At 59.8% G+C, this 15,697-nt stretch carries 14 protein-coding genes and 2 pseudogenes; 11 read left to right on the forward strand and 5 right to left on the reverse strand.

Going from position 1 to position 15,697, the window contains the following annotated elements; translation table 11 throughout:
• Nucleotides 1–7 precede the first annotated feature (7 nt).
• A complete protein-coding gene (gene panB, locus ACP8KU_RS02575; RefSeq protein WP_005277923.1) occupies nucleotides 8–829 on the reverse strand; it encodes a 3-methyl-2-oxobutanoate hydroxymethyltransferase in 822 nt (273 codons plus the stop codon).
• A gap of 57 nt (nucleotides 830–886) precedes the next feature.
• Here panB and ACP8KU_RS02580 point away from each other — a divergent pair, with 57 nt between their 5' ends.
• From ACP8KU_RS02580 to ndk, 5 genes are all read left to right on the forward strand, one after another.
• Nucleotides 887–3,619 carry a valine--tRNA ligase gene (locus tag ACP8KU_RS02580; protein WP_484483924.1) on the forward strand — a complete coding sequence of 911 codons (2,733 nt, stop codon included), beginning with the start codon at nucleotides 887–889 and terminating at the stop codon, nucleotides 3,617–3,619.
• Nucleotides 3,619–5,190 (forward strand): bifunctional tetrahydrofolate synthase/dihydrofolate synthase, encoded by a 1,572-nt coding sequence (gene folC / locus ACP8KU_RS02585; protein WP_484483925.1) that lies wholly within the window; start codon nucleotides 3,619–3,621, stop codon nucleotides 5,188–5,190. Before ACP8KU_RS02580 ends, folC begins: the two co-directional genes overlap by 1 nt.
• A complete protein-coding gene (locus ACP8KU_RS02590; RefSeq protein WP_126319629.1) occupies nucleotides 5,187–5,672 on the forward strand; it encodes a DUF4233 domain-containing protein in 486 nt (161 codons plus the stop codon). The genes folC and ACP8KU_RS02590 overlap by 4 nt, the downstream gene beginning before the upstream one ends.
• Nucleotides 5,673–5,677: 5 nt before the next feature.
• The gene (locus ACP8KU_RS02595; RefSeq protein ID WP_023029145.1) at nucleotides 5,678–5,989 is read left to right on the forward strand and encodes a hypothetical protein; all 312 of its coding nucleotides are present in this window, start codon (nucleotides 5,678–5,680) and stop codon (nucleotides 5,987–5,989) included.
• Between the two features lie 63 nt (nucleotides 5,990–6,052).
• On the forward strand, nucleotides 6,053–6,463 hold the full coding sequence (gene ndk / locus ACP8KU_RS02600; protein ID WP_005277934.1) for a nucleoside-diphosphate kinase: 411 nt from the start codon (nucleotides 6,053–6,055) through the stop codon (nucleotides 6,461–6,463).
• Between the two features lie 147 nt (nucleotides 6,464–6,610).
• On the opposite strand, the gene ACP8KU_RS02605 is transcribed toward ndk, so the two are convergent.
• Nucleotides 6,611–6,961, reverse strand: a complete 351-nt coding sequence (locus tag ACP8KU_RS02605; RefSeq protein ID WP_023029143.1) for an ArsR/SmtB family transcription factor — start codon at nucleotides 6,959–6,961, stop codon at nucleotides 6,611–6,613.
• Between the two features lie 110 nt (nucleotides 6,962–7,071).
• On the opposite strand from ACP8KU_RS02605, the gene arsB reads away from it, so the two are divergent.
• Entirely contained in the window at nucleotides 7,072–8,136 is a 1,065-nt protein-coding gene (arsB, locus tag ACP8KU_RS02610; protein ID WP_284644119.1) for an ACR3 family arsenite efflux transporter, read from the forward strand.
• On the opposite strand, the gene ACP8KU_RS02615 is transcribed toward arsB, so the two are convergent.
• Nucleotides 8,133–8,900, reverse strand: coding sequence for a hypothetical protein (locus ACP8KU_RS02615; RefSeq protein WP_284611509.1), 768 nt, complete (start codon nucleotides 8,898–8,900; stop codon nucleotides 8,133–8,135). The two genes, arsB and ACP8KU_RS02615, sit on opposite strands and share 4 nt — an antisense overlap.
• A gap of 224 nt (nucleotides 8,901–9,124) precedes the next feature.
• Between ACP8KU_RS02615 and ACP8KU_RS02620 the strand changes: the two genes are divergently transcribed.
• The 5 genes and pseudogenes from ACP8KU_RS02620 to ACP8KU_RS02640 form a co-directional block, all read left to right on the forward strand.
• The gene (locus ACP8KU_RS02620) at nucleotides 9,125–9,661 is read left to right on the forward strand and encodes a translation initiation factor IF-2 N-terminal domain-containing protein (protein WP_484483926.1); all 537 of its coding nucleotides are present in this window, start codon (nucleotides 9,125–9,127) and stop codon (nucleotides 9,659–9,661) included.
• A pseudogene (locus tag ACP8KU_RS02625) lies at nucleotides 9,586–12,385 on the forward strand (Rne/Rng family ribonuclease); the annotation flags it as partial. The gene ACP8KU_RS02620 and the pseudogene ACP8KU_RS02625, both read left to right, overlap by 76 nt.
• Nucleotides 12,386–13,209: 824 nt before the next feature.
• Nucleotides 13,210–13,515 (forward strand): 50S ribosomal protein L21, encoded by a 306-nt coding sequence (rplU, locus tag ACP8KU_RS02630; RefSeq protein WP_005277949.1) that lies wholly within the window; start codon nucleotides 13,210–13,212, stop codon nucleotides 13,513–13,515.
• Nucleotides 13,516–13,558: 43 nt separating this feature from the next.
• Nucleotides 13,559–13,837, forward strand: coding sequence for a 50S ribosomal protein L27 (rpmA, locus tag ACP8KU_RS02635; protein ID WP_284631076.1), 279 nt, complete (start codon nucleotides 13,559–13,561; stop codon nucleotides 13,835–13,837).
• Between the two features lie 224 nt (nucleotides 13,838–14,061).
• Nucleotides 14,062–14,880: pseudogene (locus ACP8KU_RS02640) on the forward strand (IS1249 family transposase); the annotation flags it as partial.
• A gap of 5 nt (nucleotides 14,881–14,885) precedes the next feature.
• Here the strand turns inward: ACP8KU_RS02640 and ACP8KU_RS02645 are convergent.
• Together ACP8KU_RS02645 and ACP8KU_RS02650 are read right to left on the reverse strand one after the other, a co-directional pair.
• Nucleotides 14,886–15,119 carry an integrase core domain-containing protein gene (locus ACP8KU_RS02645; RefSeq protein WP_484483927.1) on the reverse strand — a complete coding sequence of 78 codons (234 nt, stop codon included), beginning with the start codon at nucleotides 15,117–15,119 and terminating at the stop codon, nucleotides 14,886–14,888.
• Entirely contained in the window at nucleotides 15,079–15,678 is a 600-nt protein-coding gene (locus ACP8KU_RS02650; protein WP_484483928.1) for an IS3 family transposase, read from the reverse strand. Before ACP8KU_RS02650 ends, ACP8KU_RS02645 begins: the two co-directional genes overlap by 41 nt.
• Nucleotides 15,679–15,697: the final 19 nt, after the last annotated feature.

The raw sequence follows: 15,697 nt of genomic DNA on the forward strand, positions 1-15,697 counted from the left end.
TAAGACCTTAGTCCTCGAAAGACTCCTCGGCGTTGGGGAAGGAACGTTCACCCACATCTGCGACATAGTCCTTCGCTCCTTCCAGCAGCGCGCCGCGCAGATTCGCGTAGCGGCGCACAAAACGCGGCGCCTTGGGACCTCCCAGGCCGAAGGCATCGGTCCACACCAGAATCTGACCGTCGGTCTGCGCGCCGGCGCCGATGCCGATGGTGGGGATGGGCAGCTCCTTGGTCACCTGCTCAGCAAGGGCTGCCGGGACCATCTCCAGCACCACGGCGAAGGCGCCGGCCTCGGCGAGGGCGCGGGCGTCGTCGTGAAGCTTCTCCGCACCGGCACCCCGGCCTTGGACCACGAAGCCGCCCAAGGCGTGGACCTGCTGGGGTGTAAAGCCAATGTGGGCGCAGACCGGGATGCCAGCGGCGACAAGCGCGGCAACAATGGGAGCGCGCTCCGCACCGCCCTCCAGCTTCACGGCCTGCGCGCCGGTTTCCTTCATGACGCGCACCGCGGTCTCCAGCGCCTGGGAGGGGCCGTCCTCATAGGAGCCGAAGGGAAGGTCCACCACCACGAAGGCGCGGGAGGTCGAAGCAACCACCGCGCGGGCCAGCGGGATCATCTCATCGAGGGTGAGCGAGAGCGTGGTTTCGCGGCCCAGCACCACGTTGGCCAGGGAATCGCCGACGAGCAGGAGATCGACCCCGGCTTCATCGAAGATTTCGGCGGTCAAGCAGTCGTAGCTCGTCAGGCACGCGAAGGCCTGAGAGTTGTCTTTGGCTTGGGTGAAGTAACGGGTGCGGAGGCGGGCGCGGTGGCCAGGGTTGTGAGACATGCCCTTACTCTAGACAGGCCGGTGGTGCCAGTTGACGCACAGGGTAGAGTTGGCCAGGTGACTGATCAGAATAAAGAGCAACTCGTTGGCACCAACCGCGCGGACCAGCTTCCCAAGTCCTGGGAGCCGCAGGCAGTAGAAAAAGACCTCTACGAAGGCTGGGTAAGCGCCGGTTACTTCACCCCGGATGCATCCTCGGAGGCGGAGCCCTATTCCATCGTGCTGCCGCCGCCGAACGTCACCGGCCAGCTGCACATGGGCCACGCCTTGGACCACACTCTGATCGACTCCATCATTCGCCGCAAGCGCATGCAGGGCTATGCCACCCTGTGGCTGCCGGGCGCTGACCACGCAGGCATCGCCACCCAGACCAAGGTGGAGGCCCGTCTGCGTGAGCAGGAGGGAAAGAAGCGCTGGGACTATGAGCGCGAGGAATTCATCAACAAGGTCTGGGAATGGAAAGAGCAATACGGTGGCACCATCCAGAACCAGATGCGCGCCATCGGTGACTCCGTGGACTGGACCCGCGAGCGCTTTACCCTGGATGAGGGCCTGTCCCGCGCGGTGCAGACCATCTTTAAGAACCTCTACGATGAGGGCATGATTTACCGGGCCAACCGCCTGGTCAATTGGTCGCCGGTGCTGGAGACCGCCGTCTCCGATATCGAGGTCGTCTATAAAGACGTCGAGGGCGAGCTGGTCTCCATCCGCTATGGTTCGCTCAATGACGATGAGCCGCACCTTATTGTTGCCACCACTCGTGTGGAAACCATGCTTGGCGATGTCGCCATTGCCGTCCACCCCGACGATGAGCGCTACGCCCACCTCGTGGGTCAGGAATTGGATCACCCCTTCCGCGATGATTTGAAGCTGAAGATCATCGCCGATGATTACGTGGACATGGATTTTGGTACTGGTGCGGTAAAGATCACCCCGGCCCACGATCCCAATGACTACGCCATGGGTACCCGCCATGACTTGGATATGCCGACGGTCATGGATACCACCGGCCACATCGCGCATACCGGCACCCGTTTTGATGGCATGACGCGAGAAGAAGCGCGCGTGGAGATCCGCGAGGCGTTGCGGGAACAGGGGCGCGTAGTCAAAGAAATTCGCCCCTATGTCCACTCCGTGGGCCACTCGGAGCGTTCCGGCGAGCCCATCGAGCCGCGCTTGTCGCTGCAGTGGTTCGTCGATGTTTCGCAGATGGCGAAGGCTTCTGGTGATGCCGTGCGCGAGGGCGATACCGTCTTGCACCCGCAGTCGCTGGAGCCGCGCTATTTCGAGTGGGTCGATGACATGCACGATTGGTGCATTTCCCGCCAGCTGTGGTGGGGCCACCGCATCCCCATTTGGTACGGCCCGGAGCGTACGAACGAGTCCGGCGAGGTCGAGCGTGACATCGTGTGCGTCGGCCCCGATGAGGAGCCGCCGGCAGGATACGAGCAGGATCCGGATGTCCTCGATACCTGGTTCTCTTCGGCGCTGTGGCCATTTTCCACCCTGGGCTGGCCCGATAAGACCCCGGATCTGGAGAAGTTCTATCCCACCAATGTGCTGGTTACGGCCTATGACATTTTGTTCTTCTGGGTCGCCCGCATGATGATGTTTGGCACCTTCGCCGGCACCAAGACCCCAGAGCTTTTGGGTGAGGGCACCGATGGCCGCCCGCAGATTCCTTTCAAGGACCTCTACCTGCACGGCCTTGTGCGCGATGAGCAGGGCCGCAAGATGTCCAAGTCCCTGGGCAATGGCATTGACCCGATGGACTGGGTGCGCGATTACGGCGCCGATGCGCTGCGCTTTACCCTTGCCCGCGGCGCCAACCCGGGCGTGGATTTGCCGCTGGGCTCTGATGCCGCCGCGGCATCGCGTAACTTTGCCACCAAGCTCTTTAATGCCACCAAGTTCGCGCTGATGAACGGCGCCGGCGTGGCACCGCTGCCAAAACGCACGGAGCTTTCCGATGCCGACCGCTGGATCCTCGACCGCGCCGAAGAGGTGCGCACTCAGGTCGATGCCTACTTGGACGATTATCAATTTGCCAAGGCCAACGAGCTGCTTTACCACTTCACCTGGGATGAGCTCTGTGACTGGTACCTGGAGATTGCCAAGACGCAGATCCCTCGCGATGGCGAAACGGTAGAAGGCCGCAATACCCAGATCGTTTTGGGCCGCGTCATCGACGTGGTGCTGCGCCTTTTGCACCCCACCATGCCGTATGTGACCGAGGTGCTGTGGAAGGCATTGACCGGCGGGGAATCCATCGTCATCGCCCCATGGCCCACGGTGGCCGATACCAACGGTGGCGCCACCAAGGACGCAGTGGCCGCCCGCCGCATCGACGATGCCGATAAGCTCATTACCGAGCTGCGCCGCTTCCGCTCCGATCAAGGCGTCAAGCCATCGCAGAAGGTACCGGGCCGCCTCGACTTCGCCGCGGCAGACCTGCAGGGCCAAGAGGAATTGGTCCGCAACCTGGCCAATACCACCGCGCCGGACGAGGACTTTAACCCCTCGGCCTCCATCGAGGTGCGCCTGTCCCAGGCCACCGTGGAGGTCACGCTGGATACCCACGGCGCGGTAGACGTCGAAGCCGAGCGCAAGCGCCTGGAAAAGGATCTGGCCAAGGCCAATAAGGAACTGGAACAGACCGGCAAGAAGCTGGGCAATGAGAACTTCCTGGCCAAGGCGCCGGAAGAGGTGGTCACTAAGATTCGGGCGCGCCAAGACATCGCGCGCGAGGAAGTTGAGCGCATTACCAGCCGTTTGGAGGGCCTTAAGTAGTGACAGATCAGCGCTTCAATCACGACGCCAACGGCAATGGCGAGGCCACCGGGGGAGAGGACGATTTTGAGATCGTCGATGCCCTCAAGGAAGGCACCGATGGCACCCCAGTGGAGATCACGGAATCGGGCCTGACCCTCAACCTGGGCATGGGCGAGGACGAAGAATATAACGACGCCGCGCCCCAAGAGGTATCCCCGGAGGAGCTGCAGGCGCTCGGTGAGGTGGAAGACGAGCTCAACCAGCGCTGGCCGGAGACCAAGATCGAGCCCACCCTGGAGCGCATCGAGATGCTCATGGATTTGCTCGGCCACCCCGAGCAATCCTTTGATGTCATCCACATCGCGGGCACCAACGGCAAGTCTTCTACCGCGCGCATGGTCGATTCGCTGCTGCGTTCCTTCCACCGCCGCGTGGGCCTGGTCACCAGCCCGCACCTGCAGCGGGTCACCGAGCGCATCGGCATCGATGGCCGGCCCATCCACCCGCGCGACTACGTGCGCCTGTGGCACGAAATCAAGCCGTATGTGGAGATGGTGGATGCGCGTTCCGATGTCCCCATGTCCAAGTTCGAGGTCCTGGTGGGCCTGTCCTATGCAGCGTTTGCCGATGCCCCCGTTGACGTCGCCGTCGTCGAGGTTGGCCTCGGCGGGCTGTGGGATGCCACGAACGTGGGCAATGCAGACGTCTCCGTAATCACCCCGGTGGGTCTTGACCACACGGATTACCTGGGCAGCGATATTCGGGAGATTGCGGGGGAGAAGGCGGGCATCATCAAGCGCCGCGCCGATGCCGAAGACCCGCTGACCCCGAACGAAAACATCGCCATTATTGCCGAGCAAGTCCCCGAGGCCATGCAGGTCATTCTGCAGCGCGCGGTGGATATGGATGCGGGCGTGGCCCGCTCCGGCGCGGAGTTCGCGGCCCTAGAATCCCGCATCGCGGTCGGTGGCCAGCAGGTCAATATCCAGGGCCTCGGCGGCATGTATGAGGATATTTTCTTGCCGCTGCACGGCGAGCACCAGGCCAAGAACGCGGCCGTTGCCCTTGCGGCGGTGGAAGCCTTCTTCGGTGCCGCTTCCGGGCATCCTCTGGATATTGCCTCTGTGCGCAATGGTTTTGCCAAGACGATTTCGCCCGGCCGCCTCGAGCGCGTGCGCACCTCGCCCACGACGTTTATCGATGCCGCCCACAATCCCCACGGCGCCAAGGCGCTCGGCGCGGCGCTCGACCGCGACTTCGATTTCGCCCGGCTTATCGGCGTGGTCTCCATCTTTGGCGATAAGGACGCCCAGGGCATCCTCGCCGCGCTGGAGCCGTACTTGAGCGAGGTGGTCATCACCCAAAACTCCTCGCCGCGCGCGATCGATGCCTATGAGCTAGCGGAAACGGCCCGCGATATTTATGGCGAAGAGCGCGTCTATGTGGCCGATGATCTGCCCGGTGCCTACGCGCAAGCCGTGGAGCTGGCCGAGGAATCCGAGGTGCAATCCGGCTCCGGTATCGTGATTACCGGTTCGGTGGTCACCGCCGGCGAAGCCCGCGCGATGTTTGGAAAGGAGCCCGCATGACCAGCCCTGATCCTCGGTCTCGTCCGCCTCGTCCGCCGCGCCGTGGCGACGACATCGCGGAGAATGAAATCGGCCCATTGGGCTTGGGGCAGGACCCCGTCAAGGATCCGCTCAAGAGCTTTAACGGCATGGTCATCGCCAGCTCGCTCATCATGGAGTCGATCACGCTCGTTTTAGCCCTGCCGCTGTTGTACAAGCTGTATGACGGCACGCTGTGGACGCCGTTTAACTACGGTGTGGTCGTAGGTGCCCTGATATTCCACCTGGGCATGATCGCGTTTATGAATAAGAAGTGGGCGCTGACCGTCATCGTCTGGGCGCAGCTATTGGGGCTTATCCTGGGGTTTATGGCGCACTGGTCCATCGCCGCGATCTTCATCATCTTCGGCATGGAGTGGCTGCTCGCGGCGTATTTGCGCAGTAACTTAATCGCCCGCATGAAGCGCGGTTACTTAACTACCCAGCACCTCAACCAGAAGTAGGGGCCATGCGCACCGTCTATCTCGTCCTCGCGGCCCTGGCTTGCATTGCCGCGGTAGCTGCCCGCGCGGCCACGGGTGCGCCGTGGCTGCCGCTAGTAGCGCTTATCATTGCCGCCGTATTTTTGGCCCTGGCCCTGCGCGCCAATTTTCAGCGGGCAGAAGAAGCCACCCTTGATGATTTAGATAAAAAGCAGCGAGCAGAGATTAAGCGGTTGCTGGGTAACGGCCAGTTCGGCACAGCGGTCAACCAGGTGCGCCTGTGGTTTAGGGGGACCTCGCACGAGCGCGCGACGGAGATAGTCCAGCAGCTTACTTAATGCTGCCCCCGCTTATAGCCCTCGGTCGTGGACGAGTTGTGGGTATTCGGTACAGTATGGGGCATGACTGAACGTACATTGATCCTCATTAAGCCGGACGGCGTAAAGAACGGCCACGTGGGCGAGATCATCGCCCGCATCGAGCGCAAGGGCCTCAAGCTGGCTGAGTTGGACCTGCGCGTGGCTGACCGCGAGACCGCAGAAAAGCACTACGAAGAGCACAAGGACAAGCCATTCTTCGGCGAGCTGGTGGACTTCATCACCTCCGCACCGCTGATTGCCGGCGTTGTTGAAGGCGAGCGCGCCATCGAGGCATGGCGCCAGCTGGCCGGCGGCACCGACCCAGTCTCCAAGGCCGCACCGGGTTCCATCCGCGGTGACTTCGCACTCAGCGTGGGCGAGAACATCGTGCACGGCTCCGACTCCCCAGAGTCCGCAGAGCGCGAGATTGGAATTTGGTTCCCGAATCTCTAAGTACTGAAGCTAGCTAGATTTCAAGGAAGCCCGAGCGTTAAGCTCGGGCCTTTTCCTTTATAAAGGGATTTATTAAGGGTCTAAAAACGTTGATTGGCTCACAGAATTGCGGGCATATTAGCTCAAAGTTTTATAGTTAGTGGCTCTTTAATCGAAGGAGAGTAACTTGCACAGTGCGGTGAAAGCTTGTTTTTGCACTTCATGGGTGACGGTGCGGCCAGTTTGCCGTTTGGCTAAGAGGCCAGCATCCCGCAATTTTGCAAGATGGTGAGACACCGTCGGCTGGCTGAGACCGGATAATGTGGTCAGTTCGGAAACGCTCATCGGGCCGCAGCCTTCATCGCACAAGATGGATAAAAGACGAAGTCGGGCGGGATCTGCAAGTACCTTGAATTGCTGGGCAAGATGCACGGAATCGGCCTGGTCTAGGGGGCCGTTGCTGAGTGAACAACATTCGTTGATGTGGGGATTTTTGGTCGTGCCGTGCGAAGAAACCATGCCTTCAGTATATGGGCGTTTGCCTCATCTATTCATATTGACGAGCATCGATATGAACGGTTACAGTAGTGCAGAATACAGTGCTACTTGGGTCAATAGAGGAGACGGTTATGGCTACATCACAGCAGCCGCGTTTGGCTTTTCTCGATCGCTTTCTTCCCGTGTGGATCATCATAGCTATGATTCTTGGCCTGCTTATAGGCCATTTTCTTCCAGGCATTGGAAAGGCGCTCTCAGCTTGGGAAGTTGGAGGTATATCCCTTCCAATTGCTTTAGGGCTGCTGGTGATGATGTATCCACCGCTTGCTAAAGTGCGCTATGAAAAGACCCGGGAGATTGCAACAGATCGGCGGTTGATGACCGTGTCGATCGTCTTGAATTGGCTTGTAGGGCCAGCATTCATGTTCGTACTGGCCTGGATATTCTTGGCGGATCAACCGGAGCTGCGTACGGGTCTTATTATTGTCGGTCTTGCCCGCTGCATCGCTATGGTCTTGGTATGGTCAGACCTATCCTGCGGTGACCGGGAAGCCACGGCAGTGCTAGTAGCAATCAACTCCGTTTTCCAAGTTGCGATGTTCGGTGTCCTGGGGTGGTTCTACCTGCAGATTCTGCCGGGGTGGCTGGGCCTTGATACCACATCTGTCGAATTTTCTTTCTGGTCCATTGTTACTTCGGTGCTCGTATTCCTAGGTATCCCGCTTTTGCTCGGGGTCATCTCTCGAGTAGTGGCAGAGAAAACTAAAGGGCGTGAGTGGTTTGAAAACCGTTACCTTCCCGCCGTGTCTCCTTTGGCAATGATCGGTTTGCTGTACACAATTGTCTTACTGTTTTCCCTGCAGGGAGAACAGCTGGTGGAGCAGCCGATAGCGGTAGTTAGGGTAGCGGTGCCTCTGATGCTGTACTTTGTCGGGATGTTCTTTCTGGCTTTGGGCGTCGCTAAAGCTGCCGGAATGAATTATGCACAATCTGCCTCAGTGGCCTTTACCGCAGCGGGAAACAATTTTGAGTTAGCCATCGCGGTGTCCATCGGTACTTTTGGGGCCACCTCTGCTCAAGCATTAGCCGGCACCATCGGGCCCCTCGTGGAAATTCCGGTTTTGGTTGGCCTGGTATACGTCATGCTCTGGATTGGCCCAAAGTTGTTTCCTGGAGACCAAAGTTTGCCAAGTTAGCGTTTGCCAATTTGATAGAGGCAGCGCACGCCAGTAGGGGTGAGGCTGATGCGCCAGCTTTCTACTTTTGATCGCAGCCCAATATTTTCTACCTTTACTAGCCCATGCTTTTTTAGTTCCTGGAGCGCATCGGACAGGGGATCTAGCTCCACCTGCATCAGGCGGGACAAGGCATTGGTGGTGGTCGTATTGCCCTGGACGGCCCCGGCGGTGACGAGGGCGGTGAGGATATCGAGGTGGGCATCGGCAAGCTGCATGGCATGATCTGTGACCCCTTCTAGTGGATCTTCAGCCACGATGCGCTGCATGCGGCGGCGGCCAATGCGGAAGGACTGGGAATCCATGGCCCACAAACCCAGTGGAAATGCGAACGCCGACACCGCGCCGGTTAAGATACCTTTCACGGGTGGGGCCAGGGAAATGTCCGGCAACCAGCCAGCCGCGGATAGCGGGGCCATGGCCAGCGGTAGAGCAATTGGAATTACTGGCGCCCAATAAGCAATGGCGGGGTAATCGCCCTCGAGGTAGACATCCTGGCTAGCCCCAGTGGAGCGGGGATAGTGGCGGATGAGGGGCACTAGTCCGATGACCGCAAAGACCGCAAAAACGGCGGCGCCTATCAGCATGTAGCTGGCCCCCGTTTGAGCAAAACCGAGGGCAAAGCCGGCCGGAACGCCGCATAAGCACGCCTCTTTCGGCGTAATTTCATTGCGTTTCCGGTACTGCGATAATTTCCGGGCGGGAAGTGGTGCCAGTTCTGCCATAATTTCAAACGTAGCATCGCCCACAGCCTGCTCTCTTCGCTAGGATTCTGTGACACAATGGAACTCACGCGCAGCGCGCGCATAATTTCATAATCCCACAAGCTTTAACGCAGTGCGTTTATCGTGGCTATTCGTGCGGCAGCGGCGCGGTCCTTTTTAGGGCTGTGCCTGCGCCCGAGTGGCCGGCGCACCATACAATCGAAGTACAGGAGTAAGCCCAACTAATGGCGGCACAGAACTCTCAAGAAACAACTGAAAACCTCCAGGCAGCCGCGGCTTTGGCCCAGCGCATAGACCCGAGCGAGCTCAAAGATAAAACCCGCGTGTATGCCTTGGCCAAAAAGCTCGGCCTATCCTCGCGCCAGCTGGTGGCCCAGCTCAAGGACATGGGCCTGAACAAGACCGCGCAGAGCTCCATTACCCGCGCGGAAGCAGGCGATCTCTTCGCCGCTTTAGCCCGCCATGCAGGGGGCGCGGATGCGGAGCAACCTGCAACCGCGGACGAGAACCCAGCAGAAGCAAAGCCCGAGGGCAAGGCCAAGACCACCAAGCGCGCTCGGCGCACCCGCAAGGCCACGAAGAAGGCCGCGCCCGCGGCAAAGGAAAACCGGCGCGGGCCGATGCCGCGGAGGCAGATAGCGCTCCGGCTGAAAACACCGCAGCCGATGCGGAAGAGGAAAAGAACCTGCGCTACCGCGTGCGAAAGAACGTGGACAATGAAATCTCCCAGATTGAGGAAAAGGTCGATGCATCGCTGGTAAAAAGCGCATTGCCGGATGTAAAGCAGGCGCCGGACCGTCTGCCCGATCCTGAGCCGGCGAACGCGCCCGCGCGCGCTGAAGATGATGCCCCTGCCGACGCTGATGCTGCTGGTGCGAGCGAAGCGACCGGGACCGTGGATCCAGCGAAGCTGCATGAGGTGTTGGCAGATGCCGGCGAAGACTTCGACGATGATTACTATGCACCGCGCATAGTCCCGCGCGCGGAGACCGACGACGATTCCGCCGCGTATGACTTCGCGCCGCTGTTTATGCCGCCGCAGCAGCAGGAAACCGAGGAGCTTGGTGAGGACGAGGCTGCGGACATGGCAGCTATCGCTGAAGCCGCAGATGCGGCGGATCCTGCCGAAGATGCCGAGGCCGACGAGGCCGAGGCAGGCAATAAGGCGGCGCGCGGGGGTTCCGACAAGCGCCGACGCGGTCGCCGCGGTACCTCCCGCGGGCGCGGCGGGAACGAGAACGCCAAGAAGGATGCGGCGGACAAGGAGCCTGAGCTTATCGATGAGCCCAAGGCCATCCGCGGCTCCACCCGCATCGAGGCGCAGAAGCGCCGCCGCGCAGAATTGCGCGAGAAGGGCCGCGAGCGCCAGCACATCGTGTCCCAGGCGGAATTTTTGGCGCGGCGCGAGGCCGTGGAACGCACCATGGTGGTGCGCGATAAGCAGCGCGAGGACGGCGCGGGCATCGTCACGCAGGTGGGCGTGCTTGAAGATGACCTCTTGGTCGAGCACTTCGTTACCACCGAGGCCCAGGCCTCCCTCATTGGCAATATTTACTTAGGCCGCGTGCAAAACGTCTTGCCGTCCATGGAGGCGGCGTTCGTGGACATCGGACAGGGCCGCAATGGCGTGCTCTACGCCGGCGAGATTGATTGGCGCAAGACCAAATTGCACGGGCGCTCCCGCAAGGTAGAAAATACCCTGAAATCCGGCGACCAGATTTTGGTGCAGGTGGCAAAGGATCCGATCGGCCACAAGGGTGCGCGCCTGACCACCCGAATTTCCTTGGCCGGGCGCTACCTCGTCTACGTTCCAGGCGGGCGCAGCGCCGGAATTTCGCGCAAGCTGCCGGCGCCGGAGCGCAAGCGCTTAAAGGATATCTTGGGCCGCGTGGTGCCAGGCGATGGCGGCGCCATCATCCGCACCGCTGCCGAAAACGTTCCCGAAGAGGCCATCGCAACCGACGTGCAGCGCCTGCATAACCGGTGGGAAGATATTTCCGCCCAGGCCAAGAAGGAAAAATCCTCTAAGGGCGCTAAACCGGTCACGCTTTATGAAGAGCCGAATATGCTCATCAAGGTTGTCCGTGACCTCTTCAACGAAGATTTCCACCGCCTGATCGTGGACGGGAAGCGGTCCTTTAATACGGTCAATGCCTACGTGGAATCCATGGCCCCGGATCTTGCGGACCGCGTGGTGCGCTATAAGCCGAAGGACCACGGCGGCCAAGACGCCTTTGCCGCCTACCGCATTGATGAGCAGCTGCATAAGGCACTCTCGCGCAAGGTGTGGCTGCCATCTGGCGGCACCTTGGTTATTGACCGCACCGAGGCCATGACCGTGATTGACGTCAACACCGGCAAGTTCACCGGTTCCGGCGGCAACCTGGAAGAGACCGTGACCCGCAATAACCTGGAGGCGGCCGAGGAAATCGTGCGCCAGATGCGCCTGCGTGATCTGGGCGGCATGATTGTGGTGGACTTTATTGACATGGTCCTGCCGGAAAACCAGGACCTGGTTTTGCGCCGCCTGAAGGAAGCCCTGGGGCGCGACCGCACGCGCCACCAGGTATCCGAGGTCACCTCCCTGGGCTTAGTGCAAATGACGCGCAAGCGCTTGGGCACCGGCCTGGTAGAGACCTTTTCCACCGACTGCGAGCACTGCCATGGCCGCGGCATCATCATCCACGAGTACCCGGTTGATGAAGCAGAAGACAACCACTCCGGCCACCACTCGCACGGTTCCTCTAAGGGGCACAAGAAGCCTGAGCACGATCCCCAGCAGCATCCGGCTGCCGTGGTCATGCACGAGCACGACGACGAGGACGAGCGCGCGGAGAAGAAGGGGCAGAAGGGACGTAAGGGCCGCAGGAATGCCACGTCCCAGCCGCAGAAGTACCAGAAGACGGACGCCCCGCTCTACGGCAACGAGGACGAGCAGTCACCGTCGCTGGAAGAGCTGGTGGCCAATGTCGTCGTAGACGATGAGACCGGTGACTCCGAGCAGAAGGATTCCCAGAAGCGTGCCGACGACCGCAGCCGCGGACACCGCGACCACCGAGGCCGCGGCGAGGGTAAACAGAAGAAGCGCCGCCGGGCGCAGAAGAAATCCGAAGTCTCTGAAATCGAGGCCATCGCCTATGCAGCGGCGGACAACGCCGCCGAAAGCGATGAGGTACAGGAATTTAATTCCTATGTGCCCGATGGCCAAGAAGCACCGGCGAAGGAGAACAAGCGCACCCAGCGGGGCAAGAAGCCGCGCCGGGCAACGCGGACCTCGCCCGCGTCCCGTCGCGAGCAGGAGCAGCCGAACAAGCGTCAGCAGGCCGCTGAAGGAAAGGCTGAAGAGAAGAAGGCGGTAGCTGCCGGTGCACCAGAGAAGACCTATGAGGAGGCAGTAGCCGAGTTTGAGGCTTCTCCACGCCGCAAGCGCCGCACGCGCGGCAATTCGCGTTCCGATAATCGCCCGCGCCCAGAGGATTTTGCCCAGCCGCAACAGGCGGAACCCGCGGGTTCCTCGCAGCAAGCTCGCGATGGCGATGCGGCACAGCAGGACGCTGATCAGCAAAACCCCCGCAGCACGTCACGCGGGCGCGGTCGGCGTCGCAGCGTGCGCACCCAATCGAATTCTCGCCGAGCTACTGTGCAGGCCTCACACCGGGCACATGCGCAGGAAGCCAAGCCAGGGGAGAAGAGCGAGGACGCCTCGCGGACGGCGGAGCAGCGACACGAGAATATAAGTCGCGGGAAGAAAAACTCCCCGGCACAGGGAAGCCGACGCGGGAAACGCCGCGCGGTGCGCACTAGCCCGAGAAGCAAGGCCGCCTCGCATAACGAGGGGGACCCAACGGCTACACCTGTTCAAGGGGAGAAGGATTCCCAGAAGCGTAGTGCTCCGCAGTCCGAGACCAAGGTCATTCGCCGCGGAAAGAAGCGCGCGGTGAAAAAGACCGGAGCCCCAGCGGCGGCCGCGCGACAGGCACGTGCTGGGGAAAAGGTGTCCACCAACGCGCCGGAGACCCCGCAGACTGGTGGCAAGGATGCGGGCCGGCGGCGGCGCCGTGTAACACGGCGGGCTACGTCCTAGCGCATCGCCACGCGGGTACGAAGTGCGTGGTTTGTATTTTGTACCCGTGGCGGGGTAGTCTTTGACAGTCGCTGTTTAGAACTCTCGGCGCTGGATCAGCCCACAATCGCCGCCCCGGTGATTGCGGACATGTTCGCGCGAGGTCTGAACGCAATATGTAAGTGTCCATTCGGATAACGGTCTCGATGCCGTGTCCGAGCGAGTTTAGATAAGGGGTAACCCTCTATGTACGCGATCGTCAAGACCGGCGGCAAGCAGTACAAGGTTGCTGAAGGTGACCTCGTCAAGGTCGAGAAGATCGAGGGTGAGCCAGGCTCTGCCGTGGCTCTCACCCCGGTTCTGCTCGTCGATGGCGCCGCTGTGAAGTCTAAGGCTTCCGACTTGGAGAAGGTTTCTGTTTCCGCGGAAATCGTTGAACAGGGTAAAGGTCCAAAGATTGATATCCTGAAGTACAAGAACAAGACTGGTTACAAGAGGCGCCTAGGTCACCGCCAGCCTCTGACCACCTTGAAGATCACCGGTATCAAGTAAGCCTTAACCGGGCTGCAATTCATCCCCGAAGGAGGGAAACGACATGGCACACAAGAAGGGTGCTTCCAGCTCCAACAACGGTCGCGATTCCGAGTCCAAGCGCCTCGGCGTCAAGCGTTTCGGTGGTCAGCAGGTTAACGCCGGCGAGATCATCGTGCGTCAGCGCGGTACCAAGTTCCACCCAGGTGAGAACGTTGGCCGTGGCGGCGACGACACCTTGTTCGCACTTGCTGCTGGCTCCGTAAAGTTTGGCATCAAGCGCGGTCGCCGGATGGTCAACATCATCCCGGCTGAAGAGGTTGCTGCAGAAGCTACTGCTTAACCTGTATCACTTAAATCCCGAGTCCATGGGAAATCAAGCCCCGCAGGACTCGGGATTTTTGCGGGTTAAGTAGCAGGAAGCGTGTCTCGGTCTCAGAGTAAACGCTGGTTAGCTTGTTTAAATAGGGGCTGAATAAGCTGTTGGGGCTTATTCGGCCCTGCTTTTGTTCAATCCGCCGGAATGGCACCTGCATGTGGTATGTGGTGAGCTGGTTGAATTTTCCGGTGACTACTAACCGACCACGATGCCCTATTTGTGCAGGGCAGATGAAGAAAAATGGCACAACATCCAAAGGGAAAACCAGATGGCGATGCAAAGACCCCAACTGCGGAAGCTCCTTAACGCGCCAACGAACTGACCACACCCAGGCCCGAGACTTCCGCGCCTTCTACCGCTACGCGGTATCTACAACGTCTTTGACGCAGCTCGCTCAGCAGCAAGGAATAAGCCGGTGGACTCTCAACCGCCGGTGTGAGCCCTTATGGCTTATCGATATTCCTAATACCCCGGATCCTCACCGAATCTACGACCAAATCTTCATCGACGGCACCTACACCGCGGCAGGCTGTCTGCTTGTCGCAGCAAGCCATGACCACGTCACCTCCTGGCACTGGGCTAAAAGGGAATCCACCGACGCCTATATTCAATTACTTAAAAACATAGCGCTACCTTTATGCGTCGTACTTGATGGCGGACTCGGCGCCCAATCAGCCATCGCACCATGCTGGCTACACACACCAATCCAGCGCTGACTAGTCCATGCCCAACGCGTAATCCGCCGATACACCACCAGCCGGCCACGTACCGATGCCGGCAAAGCCATCTATGGCCTAGCGCTGCAATTAACCAAAATCAGCACTCTAGACCAAGCACGGGAATGGACGAAGAACCTGCATGACTTTGGCCAGGTCTATAAGCGCTTCCTTTGCGAGAAAACCCTGGCACCTACACATCGCCGCAGGTCCAACCGCACGTGGGAGTGGACCCATTTACGCGTTCGCCAAGCCTATAAATCACTGCGGAACCTGAAGTGCCCCGGGTTTTGTTCCTAGGCATTTGCCTTGTTTTCCATTATTGCCTGTTGCGGGGTCTTCTTCCAAAATTCGGTTTCCACCTCGGCTGGGGTTCGGTATCCCAGGCTTTGGTGGAGCCTTGTCTCGTTCCACCATGACACCCACTCGAACGTCGCAATTTCTACCTCGACAACATCATTCCACCTGCGAGTATGGATAAGTTCGTTCTTATGAGGGGCCGTTAACGTTTTCAGCCAGAGCATTGTCATAGGAGTCACCAACACTTCCGGTGGAAGCTGTAATGCCGTGCTGGGTAAGTCGCTCGTTGTAGACAACGCTGACGTACTGCGAGCCGTGATCCGAATGGTGAATGAGACCTGTTGTTTCCTCAGCACATACGATCGCCTGGTTAAGTGCTTGCAGCGGCAAAGCTTCGGTCCGCATCGAATCTGACAGCGCCCATCCGACGATCCGCCGGGAGTAGACGTCGGTGACAAACGCGGTGTAGACGAATCCTTTTCGTGTCCGTACATAGGTAATGTCAGCCACCCACAGCTTATTCGGGCCTTGAGCTTTAAATTCACGCTCGACCAAATCCGGGCGCAAATCAGGCACGTGAGCTTTTCGGGTTGTAATCGGTGATCCGCCTTTGCCTTTGCCAGAAACGCCAGCCAGGCGCATCAGTCGGGCGGTTTGTTCACGACCGATATCGATTCCGTCACGGCGAAGTGCATGCCACATTTTCCGCACACCGTAGACACCATAATTATCCCGATGAACAGCACTAATGCGTTCAACTAGAACAACCGTCACGAAGGCGACGAGCACTTAACCCGCGAGCCTTGGA

This window comes from Corynebacterium sp. LaCa_282 (assembly GCF_057198125.1).